A 16,947-nucleotide genomic window follows, 5' to 3' on the forward strand; every position below is an offset into this window, starting at 1 on the left:
ATGCAGCAGATTGTAAACAAGCAAATACAAATTTCTTTGCTTAGGTATTTGCTTTTTGTCCAGCTAGTGACATCAGGCTGAGAGTAATGCCTGCTGTGTAAAGAAGAGTTCTTTTAGTATGCATTGATTTTGCCCCAGTAAGGATGAGTTGTTATGTTACCGTGTCAATAGCTTACTCAAGTTCGTATAAAGTTCTTAGCTTTTAAGGGTTTACTCTTGATAAAATTTGAGTAAAATTTAACACCGTTATTTTATAAAAACCCTGAAAATACTTAAGTCAAAGGGAACCAGGATTGATTGGGTTGTAGCTGGCGATAACAAGAGGCTAGAGGCTGTACTAGGAATCTAGATGCGTTCGCAAACTTATCGCCCCATCTATGACGCTGCATCTGCAAGGCACAGCGATTGAATCACCTAACTCACTCTATTACTACTCAATGGCAGTAAAGACTGTAGCGCTTATCCTGCATAGCTTAAAGCTTTTCTTTGTGCGATTATATTCAAAACGTTACAACTCAGTATTCAATAAAAAAGAGCCAGAGAAATAATTCTCTGGCTCAAAGCTGGAGACAAAAAAATCATCAAATAAGGGTTAACTTGGGTAACAATCTAAATTCTCCCCAGATTATGTAACCCCAAAACTATGCCGACACCTAAGATATGACCGAAGGCGGTAGTTGCTAGTAATGCAGGTAAACCAAAACCACCAAATAAATTAGGCGAGGGTAGAGCTGGTTCTGCATTGGGATACTTAATTGTGGATTTGCCAAATGCAATAGCAGCAAGATTGGCAAGAATTATAATCAGCCCAACAGTAGGACTCCATTCCAGGGGTGTGGTCGCAGCAGCCAGTAAGGTCGAAGTAAACACCTGATTTGCTCCTGAAATTTATTAATGGTTGGAAATATAATCTGAAACTTTCCGAAGCATATTCAAGAAAATTCCTGATTTTGCATCAATATTTAACAGTTATTCTAACTACTTAATATAAACAGTCTCTGATTGTGGCTCCTTGAGCAATGTCACTAGGAATGTATTGAATAATGCTTGCGATCGCCCTTACAGTCCAACACGCTTAGGATAAAATAATTTGCACCACCGATAACTTAGCTCCGAGACTTGCATTGCCTTATAGTCTAGGAAAGTTCCTTAAAAAAGGCGAGGTGCTAAAATAAAGAGTAGTACAGCTAAACGACTGAGGCTGATATCTGATTTTTCTGTAATTAAGCATACTAATCAACGCTGAAAAACTCTGGACTTCAGTTATTTAAAAAGCGCTATAGTACATCTGCTTTTGATAACAAAAGTCTTTGCATCGGTTATTACAGAAATTTCCAGCCTACTAGAAGCTTACGTGACTGCGTAAAGTCTATGCTGATACTATACAACAAGTCAGATTTGCCCTCACTGTGGAGCTGAGATAGGCAAAAAAGAGTTATCACAACGTACTGATGTTTGTTCAAATTGTGGTTTTACGACTGATAGCCACTCTGGTCTTTAGGGGACTTGCAGCCGTAGGGCATACATTCAAGATGTGCGGCTTCGGGTAAATTAATTAAAATCCCCGCAAAGCAATAATTCCACGGCTTTTTATAAAATCAAGCTAACGCTGAGATTTTATCGCCGCGGGAGTGTCAAACTTAAGGTGATACCGATTAATTGCAGCTTCTGTTATGTCCTCAATTCTAGATTCTTTGCCACCTGCTCTCGCTAAAATTGTCCAGCGCTTTCAACGCGCTTCCGACCCTAAGCGACGCTACGAACAGCTAATCTGGTATGCTCAGAAGCTCAACGAGTTTCCAGAAGCTGATAAGGTGCCTGAAAATAAAGTTCCTGGGTGCGTTTCTCAAGTTTATGTCACAGCAGCCCTAAATGAGGGTAAAGTTAATTTTCAGGGCGATTCTGATTCCCAACTGACCAAAGGATTACTAGCGCTTTTGGTTGAAGGATTAAATGGACTAACGCCAACTGAAATTGTGCAACTTACTCCAGATTTTATTCAAGAAACTGGTTTAAATGTTAGCTTGACACCTTCTCGCGCTAATGGATTTTACAACATTTTCAAAACCATGCAAAAAAAAGCGTTGGAATGTAAATTAGAACTGCCTAATTAAACAGAGTTATGAGTTATTAGTTATGAGTTATAAATTAAATTTTTAACTCCTAACTCCTGTACAGAAGCGATTAATGAGCCAGCGCGTTGCGGTGAATTAGCGCTGCGGGAGGCTTTCCCGCAGCAGGCGACTGTGTTAGCGCAGCGTAAAGCCAACTCTTAGAGAGGCTGCGCCAACGGCATAGCTTCTCTACGAGACCGAAGGCGAACGCTTAGAGCGACGCAGGAGCGTCACCCGAAGGGGTTCCCCGTTGTAGCGACTGGCGTCGCGTCTCTTAACTTTAACTTTTAATAACTACCAAAATTTACTCTGATGTCTACCAATTTATTATCAACTCCTGATGCTATTGGATTTGGTGGAGTAGTTCAAGAATATCTCTGGAACTGGGAAAATCAGCAACTACGCGTTGTTTATGAAACCCTAGGTAAAGGTTCACCGCTATTACTCTTACCAGCTTTTAGTACCGTTTCCACACGCACAGAAATGGGCGAACTTGCCAGGTTACTAGCTCCTCATTTTCAAGTTGTAGCGGTAGACTGGCCTGGTTTTGGCGAATCTTCCCGACCGAATTTAGATTATAAACCAGCTCTATATCACCAATTTTTGGCAGATTTCGTTAAATCTGTGTTTAATACTGCCATTACAGTAATTGCAGCTGGTCATGCTGCTAGTTATGCGTTGCAATTGGCTATAAGAGAGCCTGCTGTATTCTCACGGATTCTGTTATTGGCTCCTACTTGGCGCGGGCCTTTGCCGACAATGGGGGCAAGTCAAAAGATAGCTGGTACGGTAAGAGAATTGGTGCGATCGCCTCTAGTTGGTCAAGCTCTCTATAAACTCAACACAACACCATCATTCTTAAGTTTTATGTACCGCCGTCACGTGTTTACGGATGCGGCTAGACTCACACCCAGTTTTATAGAAAAGAAGTGGCAAACAACTCAACAACCAGGAGCGCGATTTGCTTCTGCTGCTTTTGTTACAGGCAATCTTGATGCTGTACATGAGCAATCGGATTTTCTGGCACTTGTGCAGTCTTTAACCGTACCACTCATGGTAGTCATTGGAGAATCAAGTCCGTCAAAATCAAGAGAAGAAATGGACGCTTTGGCAGCATTACCAGGAGTAAGAAGCGCAGTGATTCCCGGTTCCTTGGGACTACACGAGGAATACCCAGCAGTTGTTTTAGAAGCAGTTCAGGATTTTTTGTTATCCCCATGAAATTGCAGCAGTCTTTCAGTTCATTAGACTACACTTATCCCTGTTAGGTTTTAGTTTTCTAAGTGTCTTAGTGCCTTGGTGGTGACAAGGATAAATTTATTAACCACAGAGGCACGAAGACACCAAGTAAGAATGTGCCTTGGACTAAGATTAGGCTAAAATTCCTGTCAGGGAACTTGAGCAAGTGAATATTTATTACTTATTAGAGTTGCACAAAAACAAAGTGTCTTCTATCTAAGCTATGTATTAATTTGCCTAAAACCTTAATCAACAGCAAGTTCGCACAAAAATATAAAAAGACTTATCATGGGTGATAATGATTATCTATATGGTGAGACAAGAGGCTTTAGAGTATGGTGGCTGACGTAATCACAAATTCAGTTCCCGTTACTGTTCTGACTGGCTATTTGGGAGCAGGTAAAACGACCTTACTCAATCACATCCTCACCTACGAACACGGCAAAAAAGTTGCTGTGATTGTTAACGAATTTGGGGAAGTGGGCATTGATAATCAATTGATTATCGATGCAGATGAAGAAATATTTGAGATGAATAACGGCTGTATCTGCTGTACAGTGCGCGGTGATTTAATTCGCATCATTGGCAACTTAATGAAGCGGCGCGATAAGTTTGACCATTTAGTAATTGAAACAACTGGGTTAGCAGATCCTGCACCAGTGATTCAGACGTTTTTTGTAGATGAAGATTTGCAAAGCCAACTGTCTTTAGATGCGGTAGTCACTGTTGTAGATGCCAAGCACATTTGGCAGCACTGGGATGCAGACGAAGCACAAGAGCAAATTGCCTTTGCGGATGTAATTTTACTTAATAAAACTGATTTAGTAGCGCCAGAAGAATTAGATGAATTAGAAAAGCGGATTCGGTCGATGAATGCGATCGCAAAAATCTACCGTACCCAAAATTCTGAACTAGGAATGGATGCTTTATTAGGTGTAAAAGCCTTTGATTTAGATCGTGCATTAGAAATTGATCCAGATTTCTTAGGCGAAGATGCTCACGAACACGACGAAAGCGTTTTTTCTGTGGCTTTAGTAGAAGCAGGCGCAGTTGATGGAGAAAAATTAAACGCTTGGCTTTCGGAATTACTACGTACCCAAGGCCCGGATATTTTTCGAATGAAAGGCATTTTAAATATCGCTGGCGAAGAGAATCGATTTGTCTTCCAAGGCGTACATATGATATTTGACGGCAGACCCGATCGCCCCTGGAAACCAACTGAAACCCCTAAAAACGAACTAGTCTTCATCGGTCGTAATCTTAACGAAGTCCAACTTAAACAAGATTTCCGCGCTTGTCTTGTTTAAATTAGGGACTGGGAAACGGGGAATGGGGAGTAGGGAAGAATTCTAATCCCTATTTTCCATGCCCTATGCCCTATGCCCTATACCCTATGCAAAAATATGAACTCCACAACCAGCACAACTAAAGAATTTGAACAACACTATTCCGGGACACTTTCAGATTATGTAACAGCGATCGCTTGGTCACCACAAGGTAAAACTTTAGCAGCAACTTCCGCTGCTGGAGAAGTCGTTTTGTGGAATGATGGCGAAATCACGACTTTGCAAACTGGTAGCGGTAAATCAGTAGACTGCGTTGCTTTTTCTTCAGATGGCAAGTTTTTAGCTGTTGGCGGACAGGATGGACAGGTAAAAATTTGGCGAGACAATCAATTAATCGCCACTTTAGAAAATGCCCCTGCATGGGTTGACAAGCTAGCTTGGAGTCATGCGAGCAATCAACTGGCTTTTAGTTTGGGGCGTTACGTCCAAGTCTGGGATGCAGACAGCCACGAAGTTGCCGTCACCCTAAATTTCGACAACTCATCAGTCTTAGGTATAGATTGGCGCAGAGATGGTCAATACCTAGCCATTGGTGGTTATAAGGGAGTCAAGATTTGGCAAAATCACAACTGGGATGAAGAACCATACGTCTTGGAGATGTCTACTGTCAGCGTAGCTATGGCTTGGTCGCCTGATGGTAAATTCCTGGCTTCTGGGAATATGGATCGCAGTGTCACCGTTTTGGAATGGAACAACCCCGATCCTTGGGTAATGAGTGGCTTCCCTGGTAAAATTCGTCAACTCGCATGGTCAGAAGCTACTACTCAATTGGGTATACCAATACTGGCATCCTCTAGCGTTGAGGGTATTGTGGTTTGGGAAAAGCTAGAAGATGATTCTTTGGGTTGGGAAGCGCGAGTATTAACTAATCATGTAGATGTCATTTGTGCGATCGCCTTTGCACCTAAAAGCTTCCTTCTCGCTTCCGCCGCAGCTGATGGCTGGTTGTGTTTGTGGAACAACGCCAAGCAAGTATCCCAAGTGATCACAGATGTTTCAGCAGGATTTTCCAGCCTAGCTTGGCATCCCGAAGGCAAGCTACTGGCCGCAGGTGGCGAAAAAGGCGAATTACTCATTTACTCAAAGGTATTGCGTAGTCAAGGATTCGGACATAGTTAAGCAATACTTAGTAATCTTCAGTTGAAGCTAGCCCCTAAATTGGCTATGCTGTATCAATACTAGTATCTATAGTGTAAATTATGAACATAGTCAAACTGATTTTGCTTGCCTGTCCTATATTTCTCGCATCTATACTGCTGATAGTGAATCCTGCACACGCGTCCAGTCAGAAATCAGTGTATGTTACACAAATGGTTAGGGTAGCATCTACACAAACAATTCCTGAATTAGCAGCGCCAACTTTGAGTCAAACTCCCGCATCTAATCCAATTGTTGATCAACTTGGTTGTAATTGCGGTAATTGCGTTCAGGCTAAATTCCAGATGCTACAAGGTAAGCTACCATCTGTCGATTTTTGATAAAGTTAGCTCTTATGAATTATTTAAAGGCACAGCATTGCTGTGCTTTTATTATGAATTTTACTTTGTGCATTCTCTGCGGTTTCTGAAATAAAAAAAGTATTTTTGATAAGTAAAATTTCATAATAATTATCTTTTAATCATCACTTCAGTTTCACTGAGTTTATTCAACCTCCCAGCCGTTAGGGAAAATAGCGGTTATGAAAGCGGATTTCGCATAAATAAGCTTTTTGTGCTGATGCGCGTTTAAAACGATCGCGCCAGAAACACAGGACTATATTCACCGAAAATTGCCAAATTTAGCGGGATATAGACTCATGCATATATACACCTAGCTAAACCGCCGCTATAATTGCGTAAGCTTCACCATCGGCTTGCAGTAGAAACTTTATGAGCAATACGCCCTATCATCACAACATTCCAGGCTTTAACAAGATAATCGGTAATTACTGCTTCAGCAGGCGGTGAAACAACTGCACTACACTACTTAACGGAAGCGTTAACCTCAACACTGCTTCTCCAGTTGTCCAGTCTGTAAAGTGAAGCTAAGATTTTGCATGGCACAGACTTGGTAGTTGGCTACCAAACTCTTAGCCTCTGGCATTTCACTGATTAATTATTGATAATGATTATCTTTTTTATACAATCAGCAGGAGTGGATGATGTCAAAAAAAGTACCATCAAATAATTCCTTAAGAACCGCCCTTATTGCCTTGACGGTCGGATTTGTTGGTTGTGCAAATCAAGCTGCAAGCACCTCATTCACTCAGACTAGCAGCAACAATGAAAATCTCCCCCGTGTGGTAGCAACTACCAGCATACTGTGTGACTTAACCAAACAGGTGGCTGGGAATACAATCAACCTTACCTGCTTGATTTCCCCTAGTAAAAATCCCCACGTTTATCAACCAAAACCGGAAGATCGGAAAGCAATTGAGCAAGCTAATCTTATTCTTTATAGTGGCTACAATTTCGAACCCAGGTTAATCAAACTAATTAAAGCAACTAAAAACTCTGCACCAAAAATAGCTGTGAGTCAAGTTGCAGTACCTAAGCAAATAAAATTTCGGGAAGGCGGGAAGATAATCAGCGATCCTCATATTTGGCATAATACCAAGAATACCATCAAGATCGTGGAGGTAATTAACCGCAACTTAGTAAAATTAGAACCTAACAATGCAGAAATTTATAGTAGTAATACAAAAAATATCACAAATGAACTAACCCAACTAGATGGTTGGATAAAGTCAACAATTGCAACTATTCCCGCCAACCAACGTAAATTAGTGACAACCCATAATGGGCTGAGTTATTACGCTAAAGCATACAATATTCCCTTAGTAGGGGCTTTGGAAGGTCTTAACGCTGAGGAAAAACCAACAGCTACAAGAGTGAAAAATTTGTTTACAAGTATTAAACGGGCTAAGGTATCGACAATTTTTGCAGAGACGACAATAAACCCCAATTTGATTGAATCTGTAGCTAGAGATGCAAATGTGAAAGTTTCTGAAAGAGAATTATATGTTGATGGAATTGGTGAACCGGGAAGCGAGGGAGATACTTATCAAAAAATGATGGTTGCTAATACACGGACAATTGTGGAAGGGCTGGGAGGCACGTACTTAATGTTTCAAGCTAGAGCAAGTCAGTACAACCTCAAATCAACGACTGGAGGTTAATGAACTATTGGCGATCGCCTAATTGATAAGTTAGGCGATCACAATACAATATACCTAAATCCTGTATTTTAGACAAGCAACGCTAGCTTTTTACAATCAAATTCTTCACGGATAATAATTCCAGCATTTCTAGCATTCTCAAGCTGCTTGATTTTACTTACGAACTCCGATTCTTTTGTGAGATAAATTAAACAGAGAGCAGCCGCTATAAATCAGGCACAATAAATACTTATCCCTCTTCTGTCACTTTCCGATAAAAGCAAGTAGTTTAGGAGCTAAATCATCCAGAAGCATAACAGGGTTTAAATTGATTCATGGTAGCAATTAAATGATTGAATCCCAGGAATAAATGTGAATTAGGGAAAATACTTAACCAGGGATAAATCAACCAAAATAGTAAAAGTGGTTGGATAATGAGACGCAGATTATTTAAAGTGTTCTTCCATCCATATTCATGGTTCCATTGCGGATGATTAGAAAAATCAACATCACTATTTTCTTGTGCCTCAATCTCAAGTTTACGAGATTGATTTAAGCCTAAGAAGACTGGAGAATTTAAACTAATCATCGTATAAACACAAAAAATAATCTCCCACCCTTCGGGTTCGCCAGTCGCTCATGGGGGGAACCCCCAAGACCGCGCTGGCTCATCACCTCTCAATATGTTGGAAATTTGTAAAACGGTAATCTGTCCAGCCTAGTTCCTGTTTACACTGTCGAAACCCATATTCTACCCAGGTTCTTAATCCATATAAGTCACCTAAAATTTTCTTGAGATTACCTTGCAGATTCGTCATCACGAAGGAGGTAGAATTTTCCAGCATGGTTTCTGGATCAGTAGTTATTTCCCAGTAAGTTATGGCTCTTTTTTTACCATAAATTATTTCCCTAATATATCTTGTCTCTGATTTTTGGTTGCTAAATGTTCTCTCAAATTTACACCACTTATTTGCCCTAACGCTTTGTCCTGCTGGTAGCCAGACTCCATGATTACAACGAAATTGACACTACATAACCTAAGTTATATTCAGCAATTTTTCTAATAAATTGGCTACTTTCACCCTTACGGGTTCGCCAGTCGCTTCAAGTCGGGGAACCCGCCCAACGCGCTGGCTCACCATATAAACTATCAGCTAGAACTAGTTCAATATTGAACCCTGATTCCATTAATTCTGTAATTATCTCTGATGCTAACTCTATTTTAGTTTTATATTTATCTGACTCCTTTAATGTTCCTTTTGGTTTAAATACTTTGACAATTAATGGAAAAATTATATTAGTATAAACTCCATAAGCATTGACTGAAACTATTCCATTATCTATTTTTCCCACACTTCCTAAATATTGTCTAGCTACATAATCAGTCTTTTTACCTTTTTTCCTATCTCCTGTTTCATCTATTACTACTGTAATTGCATTTCCATTTAATGCTTTCTTTAGTTTATTTAATCTTCGGCTTTTTAATTTATTTACTGACCAATCTGAATTTGCTAGAAAATGGTGTAACGACTGCGCTGAATTTATACTTACAACTTTTGCTATTTCTGGTAATGATTTTCTTTTTATCGTTGATATTATGCCTAAGTGCAAATATTTGAAACATTCATAATTTCTTACTTCTTGAAATAGGTCTTTGTACTCTGCACAATATTCATCTACGAGCGCAACTGTTGGGTGGGCGTCTCTTGCCAAATGTTTCAGGATTTGTAATTCTACATCCATTGCCCTGCTTACCTTCCAGAGTTCTTTATTTTAATCCTTTTATTAAGAATACTCGGAAAGTGACAGAAGAGGGTTATAGCGTTTCCAACTCCAGTGAGGTACAAAATAACCCCTCCCCAACCCTCCCCTTGGTAAGGGGAGGGTGCGCGACAGCGCGGGTGGGGTGTATTTCATATGCCTGGCAATTGCTATAACCTGAGTTCGGGATAAGGAAAAGGACAGGTAGTAAGCTGAAAATAACGAAAATCCAGCAACCTGCCCTATGTTTAGTTTAGATGTTTTGTTTTGCCACGTAGATGATTTCTGTCAAGCATTTGAAGCGCAATGGCACAAACAGCTATTAAAGCATGAAGGAATCAAACGCATTCGCGCAAAAAGCCTATGTTTAAGCGAAATCATGACAATTGTCATTGCGTTCCATCAAAATCACTACCGCAATTTCAAGCATTTTTATTTAGCTCAGGTGAAACAGCATTGGCATTCGGCGTTTCCGGGATTACCAAGTTATCAACGATTTATTGAATGGATACCATCGACGTTGATACCTTTGTGCGTGTATCTCAAGCATTGTTTTGGCAAATGTACGGGTATCGGTTTTATCGATTCAACTAGTTTGAAAGTCTGCCATAATCGTCGGATTTCACGCCATAGGGTGTTTCAAGGTTTAGCCGAGCGTGGGAAGACTTCTGTCGATTGGTTTTTTGGTTTCAAACTGCATCTGGTGGTTAATGAGTTTGGTCAACTCTTAAATGTGACTATCACCCCTGGTAACGTTGATGACCGTCAACCAGTACCTGATTTACTCAGCAATCTGTTTGGAAAAATCTTTGCTGATAGAGGCTATGTCTCCCAAAAACTCGCTGCGCAACTTTTACAAGACTTCGGAATTGAATTTTTTGCCAAACCTCGTCGCAACATGAAAAATAAGTTGATGCGTCTTCTTGACTTGCTTTTGTCCCGTAAACGCTCCATCATTGAGACTATTAACGACCAACTCAAAAACATTTCTCAGATTGAACACTCTCGTCATCGCAGCCCAGTCAATTTTTGCGTTAATGTTCTGTGCGCTTTAATCGCTTATTGTCATCAGCCTAAGAAACCTAGCCTTCAACTTGAGTGGCTTTTTCCTTCATCTGTTTAACCCGAACTCAGGTTAATTATTAATATGATTAAACATTCTTCTGACAGCGGTATTTAAGAATAAACTTACATCGTTTGATGAGTAAATAAGGCAGCATGATTATCATGTTCAACCAATTTGAGTTGGACTGCCATGTTAAACCTGTATGAAAAATTTCTTTTATAACTAGCTTTGCGCTTCACCATCCCCAAGTGCCAGCACCACCTTTGAACGGCCCAACAATATCATTAGTAACCCAACCGCCGTAGAAATTGCCTGGTTGTGGTTGCACCTTTTCCCCATCCACGTAACAAGCATCCATAAGATGAGCATAAAAAGCCACATAGTCTTTCATAGATGCAAAGGCTGGAGTGGGATTAGGATAAAACCAAGCAGCATTCTGGACTTCTTTATCACCAACTCTGATTGTGTAGTAACCAGCAAGCCCTTTCCATTCGCAAAAGCTAGATTGCGGTGTCAGCAGCAGATATTCCAGTTTGATGTCGGCTGGAGGAAGGTAATAAGAAGGTGGATGGCTGGTTTCTAAAACACGCTTGGCGCTGTGGGTGTCTGCAATTATTACTCCATTAAAGATGATTTGAATATGTTTACTTGTATCTTCAAGACGAGGAGGACGGGGGTAATCCCAAACTGATTCTTGTCCGGGATCAGGTTCAATACGTTGCGGGTAAACCATTTTGGATTAGAGATTGAAAATGGAAAATAGGAAATTTGTAATGGTTGATGTTCTTTTAATATAAACCATTACCAATAAATAATTTATCACTGCTTTTTAATCTAAAATCCCAAATCTATCTTGGAAAGTTCTGAGAAAAGCTCCAATTTTATTAACGCACCTCTTTAAGACTATCAACTTGCTTGGTAAATAACTCAGTAAATAGACTTATCACTGTCCGTTCTTCGCGCACTTTAATATTGGCAGTAATTGACATCCCTGATTGTAAGGAGACATTTTTGCCTTTAATTGCTAGAGATTGTTTATCCAATTGAATTTTTGCCGGAAATCTGTAGAATTGATGTATTTGATCTGGCGGTAATGCGTCTGAACCTATACTCATTACTTTTCCCTTAATATCCCCAAACTCGCTGTAAGGAAAAGAGTCAATTCTGACATCTACATTCATTCCTTCTCGTACAAAACCAATATCTTTGTTAGTAATGAAAACTTCAGCAATATAGTTTTCAGTTGGTACAATTTGCAGCAGCTTTTGAGTAGTATTTGCCACAAATCCAGGATTTTTTGCTTGCAAATCGAAAATAGTTCCTGCTACAGGAGCACGAAGTTCTTGATATTTAACATTTAACTGTGCTTGAGAAATTTTGCTAGTCACATCCGCCAAACGCTGTTCATTCTCCAGCAGAACCTTCATGAATTGGCTATCGATTTCGGCAATACGTTTTTTGTTTTCACCTATCTTATCCAAAACGTTTTGATCAGAAACAGCCACTGTATTATTTAACTCCTGCCATCCTTTCTGAATATCAAACTCCAGACGTTGCTGTTCTTCAACTAATTGCGCTACTTCTGCCGCGCGGTTTTGTACTTCTTGTCGTTGATTGAGATACTGAAGCTGAGAAACCCCACCTTCTAAAGCTAGGGTTTTAAGTTTATCTAAAATCTGCTGTTGGATAGCTAAACTAGCTTTACTATCATTTAGTTTTACTAGATTTTGAGCAAGTTGTTTCTTGGTTTTTTCTACTTCTAACCGAGCTGCGGCCGAGCGAGAGTCTAATTCTCTTTTAGCAACTTGTAAACGTTGTTGTTCATCAATTCCTAGTCTTGAATCTTGACCAGAATTTTTTAATTGAGTCCGCAACAAATCGTTTTCTGCAACTAATGCTGCTCGGCTTTTTAGTAGAAAAGCAGCTTCTTGGGGCAATTTACCGCGCAAAAATAGCAATTCAGTTCCTGTAGTGCCGCTTGCATTCATCAGTTGGCGATAAATTTGGTTTTCTTGAATTAATGCATTGCGAATTTTGTTTAAGGAATTTAATTCAGCAACGGGGGCGATAGAATTAAAAGTTAGTAACACATCTCCTGCTCTGACCGCTTGTCCATCTTTCACATACAGCTCTTGTACCACTCCATTTACAGGAGCCTGAACGTCTTTAACTGTGCCTTGAGGTTTTAATTGGCCTGTAGCTGGTACTACTTGCTCAATTTTGGCAACACAAGCCCAACCAATTCCGAAACAGGCTAACCCCAACAGGGTGAGCATGATTGTACGTGACCAGATAGGCGATTGGCGTAAAACAACTGACTGCTCAAAACTTGGATAGTTTGAGTTAATTAAAGGTTCTTTAGTAGTCTTACTTTGATCTGTGAGTACTCGTGAATCTGGCTTAACTACGTTTTGATGCTTTCCGTTTTTAGGATTGCCGTTACGTTGATTACCATTTAGTAGAGTCATAGCGATTTTAGATTTTAGATGTGTTGGATGGAAAATAAGTAATTGGTTATTACTAATGACTAATTACAAATGTAAGAATTTCTAAGGAGGCAGTAGGTTGTTTGAGTTATCAAAGAAGTCAGAATTTCTCAGGGTTAAGGATCATTATTGTTTTGATTAGTAAAATAACCTCCTGATTTTTTAACCATTCTGGCTCCTGTATTCTGACGCCTCGGCGGAGCGTCTCCGGCTCCGCTCCTGTATTCTTACTTACAGATTCATTTCTTGTTGTTGATATAGGTAGTAATAATGGCCTTTGGTAGCCATTAATTCTTGATGGCTTCCTTGTTCTATAACTCTGCCACCATCCATTACGACAATGATATCTGCATTACTTACGGTATTCAAACGGTGGGTGATAAAAAATACTGTATCTCCCTGAAATGCTTTGGCTAAATTCAGACAGACTTGTCGCTCTGTGGGATAATCTAAAGCACTCGTTGCTTCGTCTAAAACTAATAGCTTTGGTCGTTGTAAAACAGAACGAGCGATCGCAATTCTTTGTCGCTGTCCACCCGAAAGTGCTGCACCCCGTTCTCCTACCCGCGTATTGTAACCATTGGGCAAGTTCATAATAAATTCGTGAGCAGCTGCAACTCTAGCCGCTTCAATAATTTCCTCAGTTGTGGCGTCGGGATTTGTTAGGGCAATATTTTCCTGCACTGTGCCATCAAATAACAACGAGTCTTGGGGAACTACACCTACTTGTCGGCGTAGCGAATAAAGTTCCACTTTGGAAATATCATAACCATCAATCAAAATCCTGCCAGACTCTGTTTCATAAAGCCTGAGCAGTAATTTCATCATCGTACTTTTACCAGATCCACTTTGTCCGACGATGCCGATAAACTTTCCTGGCGCAATTTCGAGATTGACATTAGAAAGTTGCAAAGGGCCACTCGGCGCGAACCGGAAGGAGACATTATCATATTTCACTGCCCCTACAATCTCTGGTAAGGGAATGTTATAGCGGTCTGTTTCTGCTTCTTGCGGTGTATCGACAATATCGCTTAAGCGCTCTAAAGATAAAGCAGTTTCTTGGAAGCTTTGCCAGAGTTGAGCTAAACGCAATATTGGGCTAGTAACGTAACCCGATATAATCCTAAAGGCAATTAATTCACCCAGAGTTAATTGTCCTTGCAGCACCAAATAAGCTCCCACCCATAAAACTAACAAGCTACTGAGTTTGTTGAGAAAGTTGCTCGTAGAATTGGCAAGGGTAGAAGTCACAACTGTTTTAAAACCAGCTGCCACGAAACGAGCATAACGCTCTTGCCAGGAAAAGCGCGATCGCAATTCGATGTTTTGCGCTTTTACTGTTTGAATTCCTGACATTACCTCAACTAAATAAGATTGAGTTTCGGCGTTACGTTCAGCTTTCGCGCGTAACTGTCTACTAACAGTAGGAGAGGCAATTAAAGTGATGACCACAAATACTGGAATTGTCCCTAAGCCTACTAAGGTGAGTTGCCAACTGTAAATCAGCATCACACCTATATAAACTACTGAAAATACTGCATCTAAACCTACCGTTAAAGCAGTACCAGTCAAAAACTGACGAATATTTTCTAATTCGTTAATCCGAGTAGAAAGTTCACCTACAGGTCGGCGTTCAAAATAACGTAGTGGGAGCCGCAGCAAGTGGTCAATAATTTGTGACCCTAAACCCATATCGATACGGTTAGTTGTATCGACAAACAAGTAAGTCCGCAATGTGGTCAGAACTGCTTCAAATAGACCTACAACCAATAGCAGTACTCCCAAAATATGCAGGGTACTAATGCTATTTTGAGCAATAACTTTGTCGATAATTAACTGAATAACCAGCGGATTGGCTAGCGCTGCTAACTGTACGAAAAAAGACGCAATAAAGACTTCTATCAACACCCGGCGGTGACGTGATAAATATGGAAGAAACCACCGCAAACCAAACCGCTCTTGAGGTGTTTCTTTGGTGGAAGAAATCAGCAATACCCTGACTTGCGGTGGCAAATTTGTTTCATCAGCATCTAATTGCTTAACAAATTGCGCGGGTTTGCAGCGGATAATTCCTTGGGATGGCACACCCACAACAATTGTACTGGTATCCGCTGCATATAAAACAGCAAAGTTATCACCATAGCGAATCAGCGCTGGTGTAGGAATACGCGCTACTGCGGCGACGGGTAAATCTACTAGTTGCGCCTTGAGTCCGATTAACTCTGCTAAGTAAGCAGTAGCTTGAAATGATATGCTCCCTTGGCGTTTAAGTTGCTCTGATAAAATACGGCGAACCACCTCCCGACGAAATGGCATTTCTAAGTGCTTCGTGAGCATTTGGAAACAGGCAAAAGCTGTATTTAATTCTCCTTTACCAGAGAAAAACGGGTATTTTTTGTGTTTTTGGGAACTCTTAGATGGAGAAGAATTTGAGTTAGCAATTTCTTCTGGTGCGTAGGGAATTTCTAATTCATCTGCGAGATGTTGTGGCGTCTCAGTTATTTCCGGTTCTAACTCTTGACTATCTAGCAATAGTAAATCTGACGGACGAAGACCAATCAAACGTGCTGGACTATTCCCCGTAACTTTGATAGTCTCTCCGACGTCACTCAGCTTTAAGCGGGAACCAGGGAAGAAATTTGTGACTGTACCACCACTAACAAACCAAATGTTCTCTTTATCTAGTTGATTGAATGGTGTTTTACCTGGAGAAAGATAATGTATTTTTGCCCCATGTATAGCTTCTTCGGATAGCTCTTTGAGATTAAAAGCGGCATTAGCTTGCTGTTCTAATTGCGAGCTGAGAATATCGAAAACTTCCGCCAAATAACTCTGGTTTTTGCGAACATTGGCGAAGGCTGGGTATGAAGCGAGAAGGTTGAAATATTCCGCTGCACTCAAGGTTAAACATACTACTTCCGTAGAAGCGATCGCTAACTCACAAGCAACCTCGCGCAACAAACTAATCTCGCCAATAATAGCCCCTGGTTGCAGTAATTTTAAGGTGGTTGGCATTTGCTTGTGGGGGTCGTATCCCAACAAGCGCACTTGTCCTTCATAAATAATTGTTACTCGTTCGGGGAGTGCTTCTTTAGAGATAATTTTTTGACCAATACGATAGCGCCAAGCTTGTAGTTGTTGTGATAGATTGGCGATCGCCTCATCTGGTAATTTATCAAACCCCTCTATAGTGGTAAGAAATTCGGGAAAGGCGTTCTTAATATAAGTCATATCAAAAAAGTCAGGAGTTAAAAGTGAGTAGGAAGGAGTGAAGTTACGAGTTAGGGATGAAGAATGAAAACTACTAACTACTAACTCCTAACTTTCTAATATCCGTAGTGCTGGTTAAGGAATAGACAACGAGATATAACTGGTATTTCTGTAAGAAAAATGCCAAATCTAGTTTACCTTTGTCAGTAGTTTGTGGGAATTCTTCGGCGTTTGATTGATAAATAGCGATCGCATCAAACTGCTGGTAATTTATCCGATGTTGTTGCACGCACATCTGAGGTACAGATTCAACAGTGACTTGATATCTTTGGGGTAATTCTTTATGGGCAAGTTTCTCTGCTTGCGGTACACACTGAATCTGTACTTTTGCTTGGTCGATTAGCATTTCTTTTACTAACAATGGCCGTATTTGACTTTCTGCCAGCAGCGGCAAAACTTCTGTGGCATTCAGTGCGTCTAGACGCTTATAAGCCCAAAAGGCGAGTTCGTCTAATTGCAGACCTGCATTCATATAACTTGTTATCAGGATTGCCACCGTGATGAATTATCTCAGTCAGAGTAATGTAAA

The 16,947-nt window shown here is 40.4% G+C and carries 13 protein-coding genes and 1 pseudogene; 8 read left to right on the forward strand and 6 right to left on the reverse strand.

Annotated elements, in window-relative coordinates:
* Positions 1-609: 609 nt before the first annotated feature.
* Positions 610-870 (reverse strand): photosystem I reaction center subunit PsaK, encoded by a 261-nt coding sequence (gene psaK / locus WKK05_RS23830; protein ID WP_341525531.1) that lies wholly within the window; start codon positions 868-870, stop codon positions 610-612.
* Positions 871-1,420: 550 nt separating this feature from the next.
* Between psaK and WKK05_RS23835 the strand changes: the two genes are divergently transcribed.
* From WKK05_RS23835 to WKK05_RS23865, 7 genes are all read left to right on the forward strand, one after another.
* On the forward strand, positions 1,421-1,501 hold the full coding sequence (locus tag WKK05_RS23835) for a hypothetical protein (RefSeq protein WP_341531172.1): 81 nt from the start codon (positions 1,421-1,423) through the stop codon (positions 1,499-1,501).
* A gap of 172 nt (positions 1,502-1,673) precedes the next feature.
* The gene (locus WKK05_RS23840; protein WP_341525532.1) at positions 1,674-2,114 is read left to right on the forward strand and encodes a SufE family protein; all 441 of its coding nucleotides are present in this window, start codon (positions 1,674-1,676) and stop codon (positions 2,112-2,114) included.
* A 312-nt stretch (positions 2,115-2,426) separates the two neighbouring features.
* A complete protein-coding gene (locus tag WKK05_RS23845) occupies positions 2,427-3,335 on the forward strand; it encodes an alpha/beta hydrolase (RefSeq protein ID WP_341525533.1) in 909 nt (302 codons plus the stop codon).
* A 353-nt stretch (positions 3,336-3,688) separates the two neighbouring features.
* Complete coding sequence (locus WKK05_RS23850; RefSeq protein WP_341525534.1) at positions 3,689-4,660, forward strand: GTP-binding protein; 972 nt, start codon at positions 3,689-3,691, stop codon at positions 4,658-4,660.
* A gap of 96 nt (positions 4,661-4,756) precedes the next feature.
* Positions 4,757-5,818, forward strand: coding sequence for a hypothetical protein (locus WKK05_RS23855; protein ID WP_341525535.1), 1,062 nt, complete (start codon positions 4,757-4,759; stop codon positions 5,816-5,818).
* 80 nt (positions 5,819-5,898) lie between these two features.
* Complete coding sequence (locus WKK05_RS23860; protein WP_341525536.1) at positions 5,899-6,177, forward strand: hypothetical protein; 279 nt, start codon at positions 5,899-5,901, stop codon at positions 6,175-6,177.
* Positions 6,178-6,839: 662 nt separating this feature from the next.
* Entirely contained in the window at positions 6,840-7,856 is a 1,017-nt protein-coding gene (locus tag WKK05_RS23865) for a zinc ABC transporter substrate-binding protein (protein ID WP_341531173.1), read from the forward strand.
* Between the two features lie 280 nt (positions 7,857-8,136).
* Here the strand turns inward: WKK05_RS23865 and WKK05_RS23870 are convergent.
* Positions 8,137-9,578: pseudogene (locus tag WKK05_RS23870) on the reverse strand (transposase).
* A 262-nt stretch (positions 9,579-9,840) separates the two neighbouring features.
* On the opposite strand from WKK05_RS23870, the gene WKK05_RS23875 reads away from it, so the two are divergent.
* Positions 9,841-10,719, forward strand: coding sequence for an IS982 family transposase (locus WKK05_RS23875; RefSeq protein ID WP_341525537.1), 879 nt, complete (start codon positions 9,841-9,843; stop codon positions 10,717-10,719).
* Between the two features lie 178 nt (positions 10,720-10,897).
* Here WKK05_RS23875 and WKK05_RS23880 read toward each other — a convergent pair whose 3' ends face one another.
* From WKK05_RS23880 to WKK05_RS23895, 4 genes are all read right to left on the reverse strand, one after another.
* On the reverse strand, positions 10,898-11,395 hold the full coding sequence (locus tag WKK05_RS23880; RefSeq protein WP_341525538.1) for a DUF427 domain-containing protein: 498 nt from the start codon (positions 11,393-11,395) through the stop codon (positions 10,898-10,900).
* A gap of 151 nt (positions 11,396-11,546) precedes the next feature.
* Positions 11,547-13,130, reverse strand: coding sequence for an HlyD family efflux transporter periplasmic adaptor subunit (locus WKK05_RS23885; protein WP_341525539.1), 1,584 nt, complete (start codon positions 13,128-13,130; stop codon positions 11,547-11,549).
* Between the two features lie 249 nt (positions 13,131-13,379).
* Positions 13,380-16,379 (reverse strand): peptidase domain-containing ABC transporter, encoded by a 3,000-nt coding sequence (locus tag WKK05_RS23890; RefSeq protein ID WP_341525540.1) that lies wholly within the window; start codon positions 16,377-16,379, stop codon positions 13,380-13,382.
* A 73-nt stretch (positions 16,380-16,452) separates the two neighbouring features.
* Positions 16,453-16,890: a hypothetical protein gene (locus WKK05_RS23895; protein ID WP_341525541.1), complete on the reverse strand. Its 438-nt coding sequence runs from the start codon at positions 16,888-16,890 to the stop codon at positions 16,453-16,455.
* Positions 16,891-16,947: the final 57 nt, after the last annotated feature.

Origin of the sequence: Nostoc sp. UHCC 0302 (assembly GCF_038096175.1) — a bacterium.
GTDB lineage: Bacteria > Cyanobacteriota > Cyanobacteriia > Cyanobacteriales > Nostocaceae > UHCC-0302.

Coding starts and splice junctions, on each gene's coding strand:
- WKK05_RS23840 (WP_341525532.1), top strand. CDS start 1,674: ATGTCCTCAATTCTAGATTCTTTGCCACCTGCTCTCGCTAAAATTGTC.
- WKK05_RS23845 (WP_341525533.1), top strand. CDS start 2,427: ATGTCTACCAATTTATTATCAACTCCTGATGCTATTGGATTTGGTGGA.
- WKK05_RS23850 (WP_341525534.1), top strand. CDS start 3,689: ATGGTGGCTGACGTAATCACAAATTCAGTTCCCGTTACTGTTCTGACT.
- WKK05_RS23855 (WP_341525535.1), top strand. CDS start 4,757: ATGAACTCCACAACCAGCACAACTAAAGAATTTGAACAACACTATTCC.
- WKK05_RS23860 (WP_341525536.1), top strand. CDS start 5,899: ATGAACATAGTCAAACTGATTTTGCTTGCCTGTCCTATATTTCTCGCA.
- WKK05_RS23865 (WP_341531173.1), top strand. CDS start 6,840: ATGTCAAAAAAAGTACCATCAAATAATTCCTTAAGAACCGCCCTTATT.
- WKK05_RS23875 (WP_341525537.1), top strand. CDS start 9,841: ATGTTTAGTTTAGATGTTTTGTTTTGCCACGTAGATGATTTCTGTCAA.
- WKK05_RS23880 (WP_341525538.1), bottom strand. CDS start 11,395: ATGGTTTACCCGCAACGTATTGAACCTGATCCCGGACAAGAATCAGTT.
- WKK05_RS23885 (WP_341525539.1), bottom strand. CDS start 13,130: ATGACTCTACTAAATGGTAATCAACGTAACGGCAATCCTAAAAACGGA.
- WKK05_RS23890 (WP_341525540.1), bottom strand. CDS start 16,379: ATGACTTATATTAAGAACGCCTTTCCCGAATTTCTTACCACTATAGAG.
- WKK05_RS23895 (WP_341525541.1), bottom strand. CDS start 16,890: ATGAATGCAGGTCTGCAATTAGACGAACTCGCCTTTTGGGCTTATAAG.